The sequence below is a fragment of the Leifsonia shinshuensis genome, from assembly GCF_031456835.1.
GTDB classification, from domain to species: domain Bacteria; phylum Actinomycetota; class Actinomycetes; order Actinomycetales; family Microbacteriaceae; genus Leifsonia; species Leifsonia shinshuensis_C.
The window spans coordinates 3,770,696-3,788,128 of sequence record NZ_JAVDVK010000001.1 but is presented as its reverse complement, the minus strand read 5'-3'; the positions used below and the strand labels follow the sequence as shown (position 1 = coordinate 3,788,128).

17 protein-coding genes are annotated in these 17,433 nt (G+C 71.6%); 10 read left to right on the top strand and 7 right to left on the bottom strand.

Translation table 11 applies throughout. The annotated features are described in order from the left end of the window. Positions 1 to 184: 184 nt before the first annotated feature. The 4 genes from metX to J2W45_RS18385 are packed head-to-tail and all read left to right on the top strand — an operon-like array spanning position 185 to position 4,471. The gene (gene metX, locus J2W45_RS18400) at positions 185 to 1,390 is read left to right on the top strand and encodes a homoserine O-acetyltransferase MetX (RefSeq protein ID WP_310134822.1); all 1,206 of its coding nucleotides are present in this window, start codon (positions 185 to 187) and stop codon (positions 1,388 to 1,390) included. Between the two features lie 16 nt (positions 1,391 to 1,406). Further along, on the top strand, positions 1,407 to 2,573 hold the full coding sequence (locus J2W45_RS18395) for a sensor histidine kinase (protein ID WP_310134819.1): 1,167 nt from the start codon (positions 1,407 to 1,409) through the stop codon (positions 2,571 to 2,573). Further along, on the top strand, positions 2,570 to 3,787 hold the full coding sequence (locus tag J2W45_RS18390) for a hypothetical protein (RefSeq protein ID WP_310134817.1): 1,218 nt from the start codon (positions 2,570 to 2,572) through the stop codon (positions 3,785 to 3,787). The genes J2W45_RS18395 and J2W45_RS18390 overlap by 4 nt, the downstream gene beginning before the upstream one ends. Before the next feature lie 30 nt (positions 3,788 to 3,817). Continuing rightward, complete coding sequence (locus J2W45_RS18385) at positions 3,818 to 4,471, top strand: response regulator transcription factor (RefSeq protein ID WP_310134815.1); 654 nt, start codon at positions 3,818 to 3,820, stop codon at positions 4,469 to 4,471. A 35-nt stretch (positions 4,472 to 4,506) separates the two neighbouring features. Here the strand turns inward: J2W45_RS18385 and J2W45_RS18380 are convergent, their stop codons facing one another. From J2W45_RS18380 to J2W45_RS18360, 5 genes are all read right to left on the bottom strand, one after another. Further along, positions 4,507 to 5,799, bottom strand: a complete 1,293-nt coding sequence (locus J2W45_RS18380) for an MFS transporter (protein WP_310134814.1) — start codon at positions 5,797 to 5,799, stop codon at positions 4,507 to 4,509. Positions 5,800 to 6,003: 204 nt separating this feature from the next. Continuing rightward, positions 6,004 to 6,264 carry a hypothetical protein gene (locus J2W45_RS18375; RefSeq protein ID WP_310134812.1) on the bottom strand — a complete coding sequence of 87 codons (261 nt, stop codon included), beginning with the start codon at positions 6,262 to 6,264 and terminating at the stop codon, positions 6,004 to 6,006. A gap of 1 nt (position 6,265) precedes the next feature. After that, positions 6,266 to 6,574, bottom strand: coding sequence for a thiamine-binding protein (locus J2W45_RS18370; protein WP_310134811.1), 309 nt, complete (start codon positions 6,572 to 6,574; stop codon positions 6,266 to 6,268). 71 nt (positions 6,575 to 6,645) lie between these two features. Beyond that, the gene (locus J2W45_RS18365) at positions 6,646 to 7,986 is read right to left on the bottom strand and encodes a hypothetical protein (protein WP_310134808.1); all 1,341 of its coding nucleotides are present in this window, start codon (positions 7,984 to 7,986) and stop codon (positions 6,646 to 6,648) included. Between the two features lie 71 nt (positions 7,987 to 8,057). Continuing rightward, positions 8,058 to 8,966 (bottom strand): NAD(P)H-hydrate dehydratase, encoded by a 909-nt coding sequence (locus J2W45_RS18360; protein WP_396427101.1) that lies wholly within the window; start codon positions 8,964 to 8,966, stop codon positions 8,058 to 8,060. A 47-nt stretch (positions 8,967 to 9,013) separates the two neighbouring features. On the opposite strand from J2W45_RS18360, the gene J2W45_RS18355 reads away from it, so the two are divergent. Further along, a complete protein-coding gene (locus J2W45_RS18355) occupies positions 9,014 to 9,631 on the top strand; it encodes an HAD family hydrolase (protein WP_310134805.1) in 618 nt (205 codons plus the stop codon). An 8-nt stretch (positions 9,632 to 9,639) separates the two neighbouring features. After that, a complete protein-coding gene (locus J2W45_RS18350; RefSeq protein ID WP_310134802.1) occupies positions 9,640 to 10,722 on the top strand; it encodes an NADH:flavin oxidoreductase/NADH oxidase in 1,083 nt (360 codons plus the stop codon). Positions 10,723 to 10,737: 15 nt separating this feature from the next. Here the strand turns inward: J2W45_RS18350 and J2W45_RS18345 are convergent, their stop codons facing one another. Continuing rightward, positions 10,738 to 11,115, bottom strand: a complete 378-nt coding sequence (locus tag J2W45_RS18345; protein WP_310134800.1) for a VOC family protein — start codon at positions 11,113 to 11,115, stop codon at positions 10,738 to 10,740. A gap of 240 nt (positions 11,116 to 11,355) precedes the next feature. On the opposite strand from J2W45_RS18345, the gene J2W45_RS18340 reads away from it, so the two are divergent. The 4 genes from J2W45_RS18340 to J2W45_RS18325 all read left to right on the top strand — a co-directional run bounded on the left by J2W45_RS18340 (position 11,356) and on the right by J2W45_RS18325 (position 15,840). Further along, positions 11,356 to 12,693 (top strand): hemolysin family protein, encoded by a 1,338-nt coding sequence (locus tag J2W45_RS18340; RefSeq protein WP_310135093.1) that lies wholly within the window; start codon positions 11,356 to 11,358, stop codon positions 12,691 to 12,693. Further along, the gene (locus tag J2W45_RS18335) at positions 12,686 to 13,723 is read left to right on the top strand and encodes a hemolysin family protein (protein WP_310134797.1); all 1,038 of its coding nucleotides are present in this window, start codon (positions 12,686 to 12,688) and stop codon (positions 13,721 to 13,723) included. The genes J2W45_RS18340 and J2W45_RS18335 overlap by 8 nt, the downstream gene beginning before the upstream one ends. Before the next feature lie 62 nt (positions 13,724 to 13,785). Then, positions 13,786 to 14,337 (top strand): TetR/AcrR family transcriptional regulator, encoded by a 552-nt coding sequence (locus J2W45_RS18330; protein WP_310134795.1) that lies wholly within the window; start codon positions 13,786 to 13,788, stop codon positions 14,335 to 14,337. Between the two features lie 75 nt (positions 14,338 to 14,412). Next, positions 14,413 to 15,840: a DHA2 family efflux MFS transporter permease subunit gene (locus tag J2W45_RS18325; protein WP_310134794.1), complete on the top strand. Its 1,428-nt coding sequence runs from the start codon at positions 14,413 to 14,415 to the stop codon at positions 15,838 to 15,840. 105 nt (positions 15,841 to 15,945) lie between these two features. On the opposite strand, the gene guaB1 is transcribed toward J2W45_RS18325, so the two are convergent. Continuing rightward, positions 15,946 to 17,385 (bottom strand): GMP reductase, encoded by a 1,440-nt coding sequence (gene guaB1, locus J2W45_RS18320; RefSeq protein ID WP_310134793.1) that lies wholly within the window; start codon positions 17,383 to 17,385, stop codon positions 15,946 to 15,948. Positions 17,386 to 17,433: the final 48 nt, after the last annotated feature.

The window sequence follows — 17,433 nt, the reverse complement described above, 5'->3', positions numbered from 1 at the left end:
GGCGGGCCCGCCCCGCCCCCCCCCCTTCGCCGTGGCCCCCCGCGCCTTCCCCCCCCCGTATTTTAAACGCAAATGTGCACGCTGAACCCCGGTTCAGCGTCCACTTTTCGTGTACTCGGCGGCGGGGCGGCGGCGGGGCGTAACAGAGCGCGGGCGGAACGCGCGAGACGGGAGAATGGGACGCATGGAGTGGCAGACATCCGCCGACACGGCGCCGTCGAGTTTCATCACGGAGGCGCAGGCGAGGACGCTGCTCGGCAAGCCGCCCGCGAGCGGCGCCTGGAAGGAGTCGGACGCACCGGGAGACCGGAAGTTCGCCGGCATCGGCGCCTTCGCCTTCGAGAGCGGCGAGAGCCTCCCCTACGTCCGGATCGCGTACGAGACCTGGGGCGAGCTGTCCCCGGAGCGCGACAACGCCGTCCTGGTGCTGCACGCCCTGACCGGCGACTCCCACGCGGTCGGCGCCGCCGGTCCCGGGCACCGCACCGCCGGCTGGTGGCAGGGCATCATCGGACCGGGCAAGGCCATCGACACCGACCGCTGGTTCGTCGTCGTCCCGAACATGCTGGGCGGCTGCCAGGGCACCACCGGACCGGCCTCCCTCGCCCCCGACGGCGCGGAGTGGGGTCCGCGGTTCCCGTTCACCACCATCCGCGACCAGGTCAACGCCCAGGCCGCGTTCGCCGACACGATCGGCATCGACCGCTGGGCGGCGGTCGTCGGCGGCTCCATGGGCGGGATGCAGGCCCTCGAGTGGGCCGTCACCTTCCCGGACCGGGTCGAGCGCCTCGCCGTGATCGCCGCTCCCCCGTTCTCGACCGCCGACCAGATCGCGCTCAACTCCGTCCAGGTGGAGGCGGTGCGCACGGACCCGCTGTTCCGCGGCGGCCAGTACTACGACGCCGAGGACGGCGACGGCCCGCACCGCGGGCTCGCGCTCGCCCGGCGGATGGCGCTGCTCAACTACCGCAGCCCGTCGGAGCTCAACGAGCGCTTCCAGCGCGCCTGGCAGAGCGGGATCAGCCCGCTCGGCGGCGGCGGACGCTTCGCCGTCGAGTCGTACCTCGACTTCCACGGCAACAAGTTCACCCGGCGCTTCGACGCCAACAGCTACATCACGCTGGTCGAGGCGATGAACTCGCACGACGTCGGCCGCGGTCGCGGGGGCCTGGCCGCCGCCCTCTCGCGGGTCACCGCGCGCACCCTCGTGGTCGGCATCGACAGCGACCGCCTGTTCCCCGTCGAGGGACAGGAACGCATCGCCTACCATGTACCGCACACGCTGGACGGTAGAGTTCCAGTGGTGATCCGCTCGGACTTCGGCCACGACGGGTTCCTGATCGAGGACGACGCCGTCAGCGAGCAGCTGCGACGGCTCCTCGCGGGCTGACGGAGGATGGAGGGGCATGTCGCGCATCCAGAAGGAGCGTGATCGTCTCCTCGCCTCCACGGCGCGCACCGTCGGCCTCACCGCGACGGTCACCGCGCTGCTCTGCCTGAGTGTGCCCGGTTCGCTGCCGCTCCCGCTGTACCTGGCATCCCTCGTGCTGGTGGTCTGCCTGGGCTACGCGCAGTGGCAGCTCGCCGGACTGCTGCGGCTGACCCTGTGGATGTGGGTCATCGTGGTCGCGGGCGTCGCGCTCATCCTGCTCCACATGCTCCCCGGGTCCGCCCTGGGACCCTCCGCCATCAGCGCGGTCGGGGTGATCGGCGCCGCCTCCGTCGCCTGCGTCGCCGTGCTGGCCGTCACCTCCCGCACCCGCGTGCTGCTGCTCGTGATCGCCGCGGCGGCGACGCTGGCGGCTCTCGGCGTGACGCTCGGGATGACGCACTCGCGGCTCGCGGAGCCGCTCGTCTTCACCGTCACCGGCTGGGTGGCGCTGACCGCGACCGGCGTCTGGCTGTCGCGCACCGTCCCCCGCACCCTGAAGCGCATCTCCACCATGAGCCGCGCGTACCGCGTCGAGCGCCAGGCGAGCGAGACGGAGGCGCGCCGCCGGCAGAGCGCCCGCCTGCTGCACGACACCGTGCTGGCGACCCTCACACTGCTCGCGCACTCCGGCGTCGGCGTCAGCCACGGGGCTCTGCGGGAGCAGGCGGCCGAGGATGCGGCCCTGCTGCGTCAGCTGCGCCTCGGCTTCACTCCCGACCCCGCCCGCTCGGGCGACTACAAGCTCAAGCCTGTGGAGGAGTCCACTCTCGGCAAGACGCTGGAGTCGGTCAAGCAGCGCTTCCGCCGCATGGGGCTCGAGGTCAACTGGCACGGCGCCGGGCAGGTGCTGCTGCCGTCCGACGTGCTCGATGCGTTCCTGCTCGCTCTTGGCGAGTGCCTGGAGAACGTCCGCCGGCACTCCGGCGTCAACGAGGCCCACGTGACGATCACGGACGACGAGACGAACGTCCGGGCCATGGTCACCGACGCGGGCAAGGGCTTCGACGTCGAGACGATCGACACCGGGAGGCTCGGCTTCACCGAGTCGATTGTCGCCCGGCTGCGCGACGTCGGCGGCAACGCCCGCCTGTTCTCCTCGCCCGGCAGCGGGACGACCGTGGTGCTGGAGGTGCCGAAATGACGCGCGTGGACGAACGGACGGTGCCCCGCAGCCCGATGGCACGCGGCGCCGCCGGTGACGAGCGGGACGCGCTCGGCCGCGCACGGCTCGACCTCGGCTTCAACGTCGCGACGGTCTCCCTGATCGCGTTCCTGCTCATCCTGTTCGGGCTCAACGTGCCGGAGTATCCGTTCCTGGGTCTCACGATCGCCGCCTGGGTGCTCGTCGCGATCACGCTCATCGCGGCGCTGGTGCTCCGCTTCCGGCTGCCCGACGAGCTGCCGCTCTGGCTGTTCCTCGGCGCCCTCGGGGTGTGGGCAGCGGCGGTCGTGCTCGACATCGCCGGCACCTGGCCGGTCGGCGGAGCGATCGTCCCGCTCACCGCGGCGGCGGCCGTCGGCCCTGCGCTGCTGCTCTGCGTGCCCGTGCGTCCCGCGCGCGACATCGTGATCGCGACGGCGGCGCTCGGCACGGTCCTGTCCGTCGTGGTGATCTGGCGGGCCCTCCCTGACCTCCAGCTGCTCGGGCCGGGCTTCGCGACGATCGCGGTCGCGGTCGCTCCCCCGCTCGTCGGCGTCCAGATCGTCCGCTCGTTGCGCACCCTGGTGCAGCTCGAGCTCGACCTGGTGCAGGTGCAGAGCACGGTCGTCTCGCCCGGCTACGCCATCGGGATGCTCGCCTCCGAGGAGCTTGCGCGGCTCGACCTGGCGGCCGAGCGCCTGCTCGACGGCGTCGCGACGGGTCGCACCGCGCTGCCCCTCGACGAGGACACGGCGGACGCGGCGGCCAGCATCGCGACCGAGCTGCGCCTCCACCTCATCCAGGGCCGCAAGGAGACGTGGCTCTACCACGCGGTCACCGAGTCGGCCCTGCTGGGCCCGTCGGTCACCCTGACCGACCCCGACGGTCTGGCCGCCGGGCTCAACCGCGACCAGCGCGACGGCCTCCTCACCGCCGTCTGGCTGCTGATCAGCGACCCGGTCCGCACGGGCGCCGGACAACCGCGGACCCTCACGCTCGACCTCTCCCGACCGATCGGAACGTACCCGCGCACCGCGAACCCCGGCGCGACCATGACGATCGCGATCGAGACCAGCGGTGTGCCGCGAAACGGGGTAGACCCTGCGGCATGGCAAGCTATCCGTAAGGTGGGACGCTACGTCGAGTCGTTCTCAGGATCGGCCCTGCGGATCGAGATCACCACGGTGAGGGACACTTCTGCCGAGCTGGGCTGAACCAGCCGAACGGATAGAAAGAGGCACAGCATGGGCGAGGAACCGCCGATTCGGATCGCGATCGTCGACGACCACAAGATGCTGCTCGGCGCGCTGACCGAATGGATCCGCAGCGCTGCGGACGACATCCGCATGGTCGCCGCCGTGGCGAGCTGGCCGGAGCTGCTGACGCACCCCGAGTTCCCGGTCGACGTCGTGCTGCTCGACCTCGACCTGAAGGACAACATCCCGATCTCGCTGAAGCTCTCCACGCTGAAGACGACCGGCGTCGCGACCGTGCTCATGAGCACGTACTCGGAGCCTGCGGTCGTCCGCGAGGCGCTGGCCGCGGGCGCGATGGGCTACCTCGTGAAGAGCGAGGATGCGGAGATGATCGTCGAGGCGATCCGCGCCGCCCGCAAGGGCGAGTCGTTCATCTCGGCGGAGCTCGACCTGGCGCTGAACGCCGGCGAGGCCGGCGGCGCGCCGAAGCTCAGCGCCCAGGAGCGCCGCGTGATGGCCCTCTACGGCGCCGGCGAGCCGGTCAAGGCCGTCGCCTTCCAGCTGGGCATCTCGGACGAGACGGCGAAGAGCTACCTCAAGCGCATCCGCGAGAAGTACCGGGTGGCCGGCTACGACGTCGGAACCAAGGTCGCCCTGCGGAAGCGCGCCATCCAGGACGGCATCCTGCTGCAGAACGACTGAGGCTGCGGGTTTCGCGCCGTCAGTCGACCGACGCGTCAGTCGACGGGCGCGGAGACCGGCTCCGGAAGCGGCCGCTGGGCCGCGACCGACCCGGTGACCACCCCGCGGCGGATGCGCGACCGGTCGATTCCGAACGAGATCAGCGCCAGCAGGATGCCGCCGATGGCGAGCAGCCCGCCCACCACGACCGGCGACAGGTAGCCCAGCCCGGCGGCGATCGTCAGACCGCCGAAGAACGCCCCGGCGGCGTTCGCGATGTTGAGCGCCGAGTGGTTGAGCGCCGCGGCGATCGACTGGCTGTCGCGCGCCACATCCATCAGCCGGGTCTGGATGGTCGGCGACAGCGCCGAGCACGCGCCCGACACCACGAACACCGAGATGAGCAGACCGGCGACGGTGGATGCGGTGAGCCAGAGCGCGGCCAGCCCGACGAGCAGGATGGCGAAGAACAGCAGCATGCTGCGCGGGACGCTGTGGTCGGCCGCGCGTCCGCCGATGATGTTGCCGACCGTCATGCCCAGCCCCGCGAGGACGAGGACGAGCGGGACGGTCGCCTCCGGCATCCCGGTGATCGTGGTCACGATCGGCGCGATGTACGTGTAGACGGCGAAGAAGCCGCCGAACCCGACGGCGCCGATCAGCAGTGCCAGCCAGACCTGCAGCCGCGTGAACGCCTTCAGCTCGTTCCGGACGGTCGCGCGGGCGTCGCCCGCCTGCCACGGCACCAGGAACGCGACCGCCACGAACGTGAGGGCGAACAGCGCGGCGACCACCAGGTAGGCGATGCGCCAGCCGCTGTGCTGGCCGATCCAGGTGATGGTCGGCACGCCGATGACGTTCGCGATGGTGAGCCCCGACAGCACGAACGCCACGCCGCGGCCGCGCTTGCCCGGGCCCATCAGCGACGCGGCGACCAGGGACGCGATGCCGAAGTAGGCGCCGTGCGGCAGCGCCGAGACGAAGCGCGCCAGCATCACGAGCTGGAACGTGGGGGCCACCGCCGAGGCGACCGTCCCGAGCGTGAACGCGACGAGCAGCCACAGCAGCAGCTTCTTGCGCGGCCACCGCGCGGCGAACGCGGCGATCGTCGGTGCGCCGACCACGACCCCGAGGGCGTACGCCGAGATGATCCACCCCGCCTGCGCGTTGGCGTCGCTCGGGGACGCGGCGTACAGCTGCGGCAGCAGGTCGTGGGCGATGTTGGGCAGCAGGCCCATCGCCACGAACTCGGTGGATCCGATGCCGAAGCCACCGAGGGCGAGCGCCAGCAGCGCAAGACGAATACGGGCCGACGACATCTGCGTCGGCCCGTCGATAAGCGGGGTCACCCGCCTACCCTATATCGAATCGTTTCGACCCGCCCACCCCGCCCCACGATTTGTGCCAAATCGCGGTTATAGCGCCCCCATAACCGCGATTTGGCACAAATCGCGCGCGCTCCCGGGCCGACATTCGTGCCGAATGTCGCGAAACCCCGGCGCGGAGGCGACATTCGGCACGAATGTCCCGCGACAGACGCCGGCGGGGCGCGCCTAGGCGCGTGGCTCGCCGCCAGGCGCGGCCGGCGCCGCCGCCGCGGCGGCCGCCGCCGCGGTCTGCTCCTCGAAGAACTCGGCCACGTCGACGTCGCGCGTCTCCTCGGGGGGTGCGACGCGGGTTCGCACGGCTCCGACGATCGCCACGATCACGCAGCCGACCAGCAGCCCTCCGACGAGCACCGCCACGATCGCCAGGAACGGCCCGAACGCGACGAGGAGTCCGAAGAAGAGGCTGACCAGCGTGTAGACGTCCACGTCAGTCGCCCGACTCCAGCGCAGCCTCCAGGCGCTGCACCTTGCCGTCGAGCTCACCCGAGTACCCGGGGCGGATGTCCGCCTTCAGAACCAGCGACACCCGCGTCCCGTAGCGCCCCACCGCCTCGGTCGCCCGGCGGACGACGTCGAAGACCTCATCCCACTCGCCCTCGATGGTCGTGAACATCGCGTCCGTGCGATTCGGGAGGCCCGACTCGCGCACCACGCGCACCGCCGCGGCGACCGCGTCGTGCACCGACGCGTCCGCGCCTTCGCCCCCGCTCGGAGCTACTGAGAATGCCACCAGCATTTCTTCCTCCTTCTTCCGTCCGCGCCTCGGCGCGGGTCGCCTCGACGCAGGTCGCGCCAGCGCGGGTCACGTCAGCGCGGGTCGCCCCCGACCGGTTCCGCGTGCGCCCCGGGCGCCGAGTGGAACGGCCACGCATGCGCCGGCACCAGGTCGCCGGCCGCCTCCTGGCGGTGCCGTTTCCGCCAGAGGGCGGCGACGGTCCAGCCGAGGATCACGAAGTACATCAGGTTGCGCACCGTCAGCACCGCGACCATCGCAGGGTCGGGCACGAGAAGCCAGTCGTACAGGAACGGGTAGAACACCTGCGTGAGCCCCGCCGTGACGAGCACCAGGATCGCGGGGATGCGGAACCCCCTGCCCTGGTACGCGAGCCCGATCACGACCGGCGCCGCGAGCCACACCACGTACTGCGGCGACCCGACCTTGTTGAACGCGATGAATGCGGTCACCAGCGCGAGCGACAGCTCGGGCAGGATGCGCGTGTACGGCGTTCCCCGCCGCACCGCGCGCACTCCGATCAGTGTGACCACGATCGCGGTCAGGGCGAACAGCGGGTTCATGAGCGAACCCGCAGCCGCTGTCCCCTGTCCGCTCACCTGGAAGGTGAGCAGCTGACGGTCGTAGTAGACCTCGGCGCCCGGCACGTGGAACGCGGCCTGCCACATCCAGATGGTGCTGACCGGTGCCTCGATCTGCAGTCCGCGGTCGGTCTGCATGGTGATGAAGCTCAGGAGGTGCCATCCGGCGCCGAAGATCAGCGGCACCGCGGCGATCACCGCGGAGGTGACCACCGCGACGAGCACGATGTGCCAGCGCGAGCGCAGGGCGACGACGGCGGCGAGCAGGATGGCGGCAGGCCACACCTTGATCCACGTCGCCGCGGTCAGCACCACCACCGCCGCCCGCTCGTGCAGGGTCAGCCAGAGGAGCCCGACGATCGCGAGGGAGGCGGAGACCGCGTCCAGTCGTCCCACCGCGATCGGGCCGAGCAGCAGCAGGAACGCGAGCCACCACCACGCGGCGATCATGCGGCGCGGCTCGCGCCCCACGATCAGCACAGCGAAGGCGGCCGCGTTGAGCAGCGTGACCAGGTTCAGCCAGCCCCACACGTACCCGTCGCTGCCGAACAGGAGCGGGAGCATGATCGGCACGATGGCGCCGAACGGGTACACCCAGTCCGAGTTGACACCGACGATCTGGGTGCCCTGCGCCGCCAGCTGAGCCCAGGGCTTGTAGACGAGGAACACGTCCCCGAGGCCCTTGCCCTGGTCGAGCGCGAGCCCGGCGACGATCAGGTGGACGGCGAGGAAGGCGATCCACAGCGAGAGCGGGCTGTAGGCGGCGCGGCGGAGGGCTCCGGGTTCCGCGCGCGGGGTCGCCGGGGCGGGAACCGGCGCCGCTTCCATCCCCATGTCGCCACATCCTAGGGGATGCCGTGATCGGGCTCCTGAACTGCGGACGGCCGGCGGTCAGACGGTACCGGTCAGCGCCGCGCGCGGACCAGATCCCGCACCACCCCGGGCAGCGCTCCCACGATGTCGAGCGCCACGATCGGGCCGCCGTCCGCCGCCCGCTCCCCCGCCCGGCCGTGCACCCAGGCGGCGGTGGCGCCGAGGGCGGCGAGCGCCGCGTGCCCGTCCTCGTCGATCTCGCGCGCGTGCGTCGCGACGAGGGCGCCCAGCACCCCTCCGAGGACGTCGCCGCTGCCGGCGGTCGCCAGCCACGCCGGTCCGGCCGTCACCGTGTAGCGCGGTCCGCCCGGGGCCGCCACGTAGGTGGTGTGGCCCTTCAGCAGCACGGTCACGCCCAGGCTGTCCGCGGCGCGCATCGCCCAGTCGCCGGGGTCGGCGGCGATGTCGTCGGCCGTCACCGCGTCCGAGTCGTCATCGGCGCCGGACGCGAGCACCGTCGCCAGCTCGCGGAAGTGCGGCGTGACGATGACCGGGGCGGACGCCCGGCCGACCAGGTCGAGCGCGCCGGCGTCGATCACCAGCGGCGTGCCGTCGCGCAGGGCCGCGCGCAGGCGCTGGGCGTCGTCGTCGGGCCGTGAGGACGCATCCATGCCGGAGCCGATCAGCCAGCCCTGCACTCGTCCCGGCGCCGTCACGATCTCGGGCCGCCGCCGCATCACGAGGTCGGAGGGCCGGTCGGCCCCCAGGTACCGGATCATGCCGACCCCGGTGCGCGACGCCCCCTCGACGCCGAGCACGGCCGCGCCCGGGTAGCGGTCCGAACCGGTCACCACCCCGAGCACGCCGCGCGAGTACTTGTCGCTCGACTCCTGCGGGACGGCGATCCAGGCCGCCGCGTCCCCCTCGTCCCAGCTCCGCCATCCGGTCACCGGCCGCCTCCGCTCCTCGTCGCCGCCGAGCGCACGCGCGCCCGCCACCATCGAACCCCATCCGACCTCACGATAGGACCCCGCGATAGGTTGGGGGCATGGCGATCAGCATCCCCGGCAAGGTGGTCGTGTTCGACTACGGAGAGGTCATCTCGACGACCCCCACGCAGGAGGACCGCGCCGCGCTGGCCGAACTCGCCGGCGGAGAGGCCGAGGTGTTCTGGCCCGCGTACTGGCGGCACCGGGATGCACTCGACCAGGGCACCCTCAGCATCCAGTCGTACTGGCGCGGCATCGAGCGGGAGCTCGGCGAGAGCTGGGGCGACGCGACCATCCACCGGCTGTGGCTGGCCGACTTCCGCAGCTGGCTCACCATCGACCACGACACGCTCGACGTGCTGCTCGACCTCAAGGCAGGCGGCACCCGGATGGCGCTGCTCTCGAACGCGGGACGCGATTTCGGCTCCTACTTCCGGCACGGGACGCTCGGCGACCTCTTCGAGAAGGTCTTCGTGAGCGGGGAGCTCGGCACGATCAAGCCGAGCGCCGACATCTTCGAGCACGTGATGGCGGAACTCGGCGTGACGCCCGACCGGACGGTCTTCATCGACAACAAGGAGGCCAACGTGCGCGGGGCGGAAGCGCTCGGCATCGCAGGGCACGTCTTCACGACTCCTCGGGACCTCCGGGCATATCTCGACGCCCTCGGGTCTTAGATAACGACATGCCCTCTCTTTTCGATCCCCTGACCCTGCGCGGCGTGACCGCGCGCAACCGCATCTGGGCCTCGCCGATGTGCCAGTACTCGGTGCTGGACCAGTCCGGCGTCCCGAACACGTGGCACCTGGTCCACCTGGGTTCCCTGGCCACGGGCGGGAGCGGCATCGTCTTCAGCGAGGCGACCGCGGTCAGCCCGGAGGGCCGCATCAGCCCGCAGGACACGGGGATCTGGACGGATGAGCAGCGCGACGCGTGGTCGCCGATCGTCGCCTTCATCGAGGAGCAGGGCGCCGTCCCCGGCATCCAGCTCGCCCATGCCGGCCGCAAGGCATCGACCTGGGCCGCCTGGGGCTTCGAGGGCCGCACCGGCACGGTGCCCGAGAGCGAGGGAGGCTGTCGCACCGTCGCCCCGTCGGCCGTCGCCTTCGAGGGCTACGACGTCCCGCAGGAGCTCGACCTGGCCGGTATCGACAAGGTCGTCGACGACTTCCGCTCCGCGACACGGCGGTCGATCGAGGCCGGCTTCCGTGTGCTCGAGCTGCACGCCGCGCACGGCTACCTGCTGCACGAGTTCCTGTCCCCGATCTCCAATCGGCGCACGGACGAGTACGGCGGGTCGCTGGAGAACCGGGCGCGCCTGCTGCTCCGCGTGATCGCGGCGGTGCGCGAGGAGGCGCCCGACGCTCCGCTGTTCGTCCGCTTCTCCGCCAGCGACTGGACCGAGGGCGGCTGGGACGAGCACCAGACGGCGACCGTGGCCACCTGGGCCCAGGATGCCGGAGCCGACTTCTTCGACATCTCCAGCGGCGGCATCCAGGCGGGCATCCGCATCCCGCTCGAGCCCGGCTACCAGGTTCCGTTCGCGCACCACGTGCGGAGCACTTCCGACGTGGACGTGAGCGCGGTCGGGCTCATCACGACGCCCCAGCAGGCCGCCGAGATCGTCGAGAGCGGTCAGGCGGACGCCGTCATGCTCGCCCGCGAGCTGCTGCGCGACCCGCACTTCCCCCTCCGCGCCGCCCACGAGCTGGGCGTCGAGATCGGGTACTGGCCGCCGCAGTACCTGCGGGCGCGCTGGCGCCGCTGAACTGCGCCGCCGAGGTCAGGTCGGCTGCGTCAGGCAGAGATAGTTGCCCTCGCTGTCCTGGAACCAGGCCGACCGCCCCATCTCGTCGGTGGCGATGCCGTTCACCGTCGTGAGCCCGGGGAAGTCGTAGTCCGCGAACTCGACCCCCCGCTCGCGCAGGTGCGCCATCGTCGCCTCGATGTCGTCGACCAGCCAGCACATCGAGGTGTTCTTCGCGGTGCCGGCGTTGGCCGTCTCGTACACGTAGATCTTGGCGTCCGACCCTGTGCCGTACAGCACGCCGCCTTCGTTCGTCTGCTCCGGTTCGAGCTCCAGCTTGTCGCGGTACCACGCAGTGGCCCGCCGCAGGTCGGAGGCAGGAAGGACGGAGTACGTGACACACGTCTCCAACATGAGAATTCCTCCTTCATCCGCGCGGCATGCTACGCGCGTCGGGGGCTCGCTCTGCTCCTGGAATCGCGGGTCTACCCGTCGCCCTCACGGCTGGGAATCCGCCTGAGAAGTCCCGCAGGCACCGCATCCCGCCTCGATATACTGGCCGTCACATGGACGACCCTCCCTCTTGTAGCCCATTCCTCCCGGCGCGCCCGCGACGGAGCGTGCGAGGTGAACGCCGTGCTCTCTGAGTGGATCATGCTGGGCGTCGGCCTGCTGCTCACGATCGGCACCGGCCTGTTCGTCGCCAGCGAGTTCGCCCTCGTCAATCTCGACCGCGGCGACCTGGAGGCCCGGCGGGAGCGCGGCGAGTCGCGGCTCACCATGACGATCGCGGCGCTGAAGATCACGTCGACCCACCTGTCGAGCGCCCAGCTCGGCATCACGCTGACCACGCTGCTCACCGGTTACACGATGGAGCCGGCCATCAGCTCGCTCCTGCGCGGGCCGCTGACCGCGACCGGGCTCCCGGAGGGGGCGGTCACCCCGATCGCGACGATCGTCGCCATCGCCGTGGCGACCCTGCTGTCGATGATCCTCGGCGAGCTGGTCCCCAAGAACTTCGCGCTCGCGCTGCCGCTGGCGACGGCCAAGCTGGTGATCCCGTTCCAGACCGTGTTCACCACCGTGTTCCGGCCGTTCGTGGCGCTGCTGAACGGCACCGCCAACGGGTTCCTCCGTCTGCTCGGCATCGAGCCGAAGGAGGAGCTGTCGGGAGCGCGCACGGCCGATGAGCTGTCGTCCCTGGTCCGCCGCTCGGCGAGCGCCGGCGTGCTGGAGGAGGACACGGCGACGCTGCTCAGCCGCACGCTGGCGTTCTCGTCGCGCAACGCCTCGGACGTCATGACGCCCCGGCCGCGGATCGAGGCGGTGCAGCGCACGGAGTCCGCCCAGGCCGTCGCCGAGCTGGCCCGGCGCACCGGGTACTCCCGCTTCCCGGTGATCGGCGACGACATCGACGACGTGCTCGGCGTGGTGCACGTCAAGCAGGCGGTCGCCGTGCCCCGGCAGCGCCGCGGCCGCGTTCCGGCGTCCGCGCTGATGACCGACCCGCTGCGCGTCCCCGAGACGATGAACCTGGACACCCTGCTCGGCGAGCTGCGCGGGCGCGGCTACCAGCTGGCGATCGTCGTCGACGAGTACGGCGGCACGTCCGGCATCGCGACTCTCGAAGACCTGGTCGAGGAGATCGTGGGCGAGGTCGCGGACGAGCACGACCGCACGCGCGCCGGCGTCATCCGCGGCCGCGACTCGATCACGTTCCCCGGAATCCTGCGCCCCGACGAGCTGGAGGAGCGCGCCGGCGTCACCGTGCCGGAGGAGGGCCCGTACGAGACCGTCGCCGGGTTCGTCATGAACGAGCTGGGGCGCCTGCCGAAGGTGGGCGACGAGGTCGTCATCGACGGAGGGACCCTGCGCGTCGAGCGTCTCGACGGCCGGCGCGTCGACCGCATCCGGTACACGCCGGATCCGGTGCCCGTCGGCGAGAACGGAAACGGGAAGAGCGCGAACGGCGAGGGGGCCGCCCATGAGTGACTGGGCCGGGATCGCGTGGCTCGTCGTGCTGCTCGCCGTCAACGCCTTCTTCGTCGGCGCGGAGTTCGCCGTCATCTCCGCCCGCCGCTCGCAGATCGAGCCGCTCGCGGAGCGGGGCAAGCGGAGCGCCAAGACGGCGCTGTTCGCCATGGAGCACGCGACCCTGATGCTGGCGACCACGCAGCTCGGCATCACGGTGTGCTCGCTGCTGATCCTGAACGTCTCGGAGCCCGCCATCCACCACCTGCTGGAGGTGCCGCTGCACGCGACCGGCTGGTCGGAGGAGGTCATCGGCACCATCGCGTTCATCGTGGCGCTGGTGGTCGTCTCGTTCCTGCACGTGGTCTTCGGCGAGATGGTGCCGAAGAACATCTCGTTCTCGATGCCCGACAAGGCCGCGCTCCTGCTGGCGCCGCCGCTCGTCGGCATCGGACGTGCCGTGCGGCCGATCATCGTGGCCCTGAACGCCAGCGCGAACGCCGTGCTGCGGCTGTTCCGCGTCGAACCGAAGGACGAGGCCGCGAGCACGTTCACCCTCGACGAGGTGGCGACGATCGTGTCGCAGTCGACGAGGGAGGGTGTGCTCACCGACCGCACGGGAGCACTGACCGCGGCGTTCGAGTTCACCGAGAAGAAGGTTCGGGATGTCGCCGTCGCGCTCGACGCGCTGGTCACCCTCCCGTCCTCCCCCACGCCGAAGGACGTGGAGAAGGCCGTCGCGAAGCACGGCTTCTCGCGGTACGTCGTCCCGGACGCCGACGGCGAACCGACCGGCTACCTCCACCTCAAGGACGTGCTCGACCTGGAGGAGACCGGCTTCGAGCTCCCCGTGCCCGCGAAGCGCATCCGCCGCCTGGTGACCGTGTTCTCCGGCAGCGACCTGGAGGACGCGCTGGCCACCATGCGCCGGTCCGGCAGCCACCTGGCCCGCGTTGTCGACGGCGAGGGCGCGACCGCCGGCGTGCTGTTCCTCGAGGACATCATCGAGGAGCTGGTCGGCGAAGTGCAGGACGCGACCCGGCGGACCTGACCCCGGACGGAATTCGTCGCGATCGTTGACACGTCGAGAAGAGTGAGTGTACAGTCACTCACATGGCACGAACCCTCTCCACCGCAGACGACCGCCGCGAGGCGGTGCTCGACAGCGCGATCGCGACCTTCGCGGTCGGCGGCTACCTCGGCACCCCGATCGCAGCGGTCGCCAGCGCCGCCGACATCTCGCCCGCGTACGTCTTCAAGCTCTTCCCGAGCAAGGAGGGCCTGTTCGTGGCGGCGCTCGAGCGGTGCTTCGAGCGCATCGAGCAGGCGTTGGAGGACGGCGCGCGGGCCGCCGACGGGGAGACCCCCACGGCGATCCTCGACCGGATGGGCGACGCGTACGCCGAGCTCATCTCCGACCGCTCGCTGCTCATGCTCCAGGTGCACGCGCAGTCGGCCTCCGACACCCCGGAGATCCGGGAGGCCCTGCGCCGGGGCCTGGCGCGCATCACCCGCTTCGCCGGCATCCGCTCGGGCGCCGACCCCGACGCCGTGCAGCGCTTCATCGCCTACGGGCAGCTGTGCCACCTCGTGGTCACCGCGGGCCTCGAGGAGATCCCCGAGGAGTGGGCGCGCACGCTCACGAACGGCATCCGGCACCCCTGACCGCACCATCCATTCAGCCGGCTTTTTCCGGCATCCGAAAGTGATTGATCAATCACTCACACGAAAGGCAGAACAATGACGACACACACCGCTCCCGTGGTCGCGACTCCGCGCGCCGCCACCTCCCGCAGCAGCCACCGCTGGTGGGCGCTCAGCGTCCTCGCCCTCGCCCAGTTCCTGGTGGTGCTCGACGCCTCCATCGTGAACATCGCCCTGCCGACCGTCGGCACCGCCCTGGGGCTCGACACCGCCGCGCTCGCCTGGGTGGTGACCGCATACGTCCTCCCCTTCGGCGGCCTGCTCCTGCTCGGCGGCCGACTCGCCGACCGGTTCGGGCACCGCCGGGTGTTCCTCGTCGGCGTGGCGGGCTTCGCGCTGGCCTCGCTCGCCGCCGGTCTCGCGGTGAACGGCACCATGCTGCTCGGCGCACGGGCCGTGCAGGGCGCGTTCGCCGCGCTGCTTGCGCCGGCGTCGCTCGCGCTCCTCACGCAGCTCTTCCCTGACGCCGAGGCGCGCGGCAAGGCGCTGGGCCTGTGGGGTGCCGTGGCCGGGATGGGGAGCGCCGCGGGCGTCCTGCTCGGCGGCGTGCTCACCGCCGCCTTCGGCTGGTCCGCGGTCTTCTTCGTGAACGTTCCGGTCGGCGTCCTCGTGCTCGTCGTCATCCCGTTCCTGATCAACCGCGACTGGGCGGGCAGCGCGGAGCGGATGGATGCGGCCGGTGCCGCGACCGCCACGCTCGGACTCGCGGCGGCCGTCGCAGCGCTCAGCGAGGGCGGCACGCTCGGCTGGACGAACCCGATCGTGCTGGGCCTCGCGGCCGCCGCGGTGGTCCTGCTCACCGCGTTCGTGCTGATCGAGCGCCGCACCGAGCACGCCCTGCTGCCGTTCTCGTTCTTCCGCAACCGCGACGCCCTCGCCGGGGACATCGTGATGCTGCTGGTCGGTGGCGCCACGGTCGCGCTGTTCTTCGCGCTCTCGGTCTACCTGCAGGAGGTGCTGCACCTGGATGCGCTGGCGGCCGGACTCAGCCAGCTGCCGCTCGCCGTCGCCCTCGTCGCCATCGCCGGCGTGGTCCCCGCCGTCGTCGCCCGGGCCGGGCTGCGCCCGACGCTGGCCGGTGCGCTCGTCGTGCTCGCCGCCGGAGTCGTCTGGTTCGCCCTGGCGGGCGGCACCGGGTTCGTCGCCGGGTTCATCCTGCCGAGCATCGTGATCGGTCTCGGACTGGGCGCCTCCTTCGTCACCGTCACCCAGCTCGCCGTCCGCGGCGTGCCGGAGTCGGAGTCGGGTCTCGCCAGCGGCCTGGTCAACACCGCGCAGCAGATCGGCGGCGCGCTCGGACTCGCGGTCCTCGGCGGGATCGCCTCCGCCCGCACCTCCTCGATGCTGGAGGCGGGAAGCGGCGCGACCGACGCGGCGGCCGGCGGATTCCTGCTGCTGTTCCTCGGAGTCGCGGTGCTCGCGATCGTCGGCGGCGCGGTCACGCTGCTGGTGCGCCGGCGCTGAGCGTCTGTCCGCGACTGCGGCGCCACGGAACGTATGCGCGTGCTCGACGCACCGCACTCGTTCCGCGGCGCCGCCGTCGCGCGCATGGGGACGGGGCGGCCGGGGCTACCAGCTGACGGGGAGCGCCTTGCCCTCCTCGTAGCCGGCCGCCGACTGGATGCCGACGAGCGCGCGCTCGTGGAACTCGGCCAGCGACCGTGCGCCCGCGTAGGTGAAGGAGCTGCGGACGCCCGTGGTGATCATGTCGAGCAGGTCCTCGACCGACGGACGCAGCGGGTCCAGGTAGATGCGGGAGCTGGAGATGCCCTCCGCGAAGAGCTCCTTGCGGGCGAGCTCGTAGGCGTCGAGCCGCTCGAACCGGCCCTTGACCGCCTTGGTGGAGGCCATGCCCCAGCTCTCCTTGTACAGCGCGCCCTTCGCATCCCGGTCGAGCTGCCCGGGGGCCTCGATCGTGCCGGCGAACCAGGACCCGATCATCACGGAGGCGCCGCCCGCGGCGAGCGCCAGCGCGACGTCGCGCGGGTAGCGCACCCCGCCGTCGGCCCAGACGTGGGCGCCGAGCTCGCGTGCCGCGGCGCTGGTCTCGAGCACCGCGGAGAACTGCGGACGCCCGACCGCGGTCATCATGCGCGTGGTGCACATGGCGCCGGGACCGACACCGACCTTGAGGATGTCCGCGCCCGCCGCGACGAGGTCGCGCACCGCCTGCTCGGTCACGACGTTCCCCGCGACGATCGGCAGGCCGAGGCCGAGCTCCTTGACGATGCGGATGGCGCGGATCATGCCGTCCTGGTCGCCGTGCGCCGTGTCGATGACGAGCACGTCGACGCCTGCGGCCGCGAGCGCCTTCGCCTTGCCCGCGACATCGCCGTTGATGCCGACCGCGGCGGCGACGCGCAGGCGGCCATGGGAGTCGAGGGCGGGCGTGTAGATGGTGGAGCGCAGCGCGCTGCGCTTCGACAGCGTCCCGACCACGCGGCCGTGGTCGAGCACCGGGGCGAACTCGAGCCCCGCCGCATCCATCACCCGGAAGGCAGCCCGGCCGTCGGTGAGGTCCTCCGCGTCGAGGGAGGTGAGCGCCCCGTGCAGCAGGTCTCCGATGCGGGCGTCCGGCAGGGCCGAGCCGAGCTGCACGGCCGCGAGGCAGCCGAGGTACGCGCCCGCCGCGTCGCTCACCACGATGCCGTGGCCCTCCACCGGCGGGATGCGGCGCAGCACGTCGGCCACGGACTCCTCCGGGCGGGCGTCGTACGGGGTGTCGAACGCGACCGGCTGGGCCTTCACCCAGCGGATCGCCTCGTCGAGGTCCTGAAGGTGCATGTCCTGCGGCAGCACTCCGAGACCGCCGCGGCGCGCGAGCGTGGCGGCGAGCCGCTTGCCGGTCACCGAGTTCATGTTCGCGGAGACGATCGGGATGGTCGCACCGGTGCCGTCGTTGGGGGCGAGGGACACGTCGAGACGGCTCGTGACGTCGGAGCGCGACGGCACGAGGAACACGTCGGAGTAGGTGAGGTCGTGGCGCGGCGATGTTCCATAGAACTGCATGGGAATAACGCTATCCCGCTCGGCTGAGCGCCTGCACCGGAGTATCGA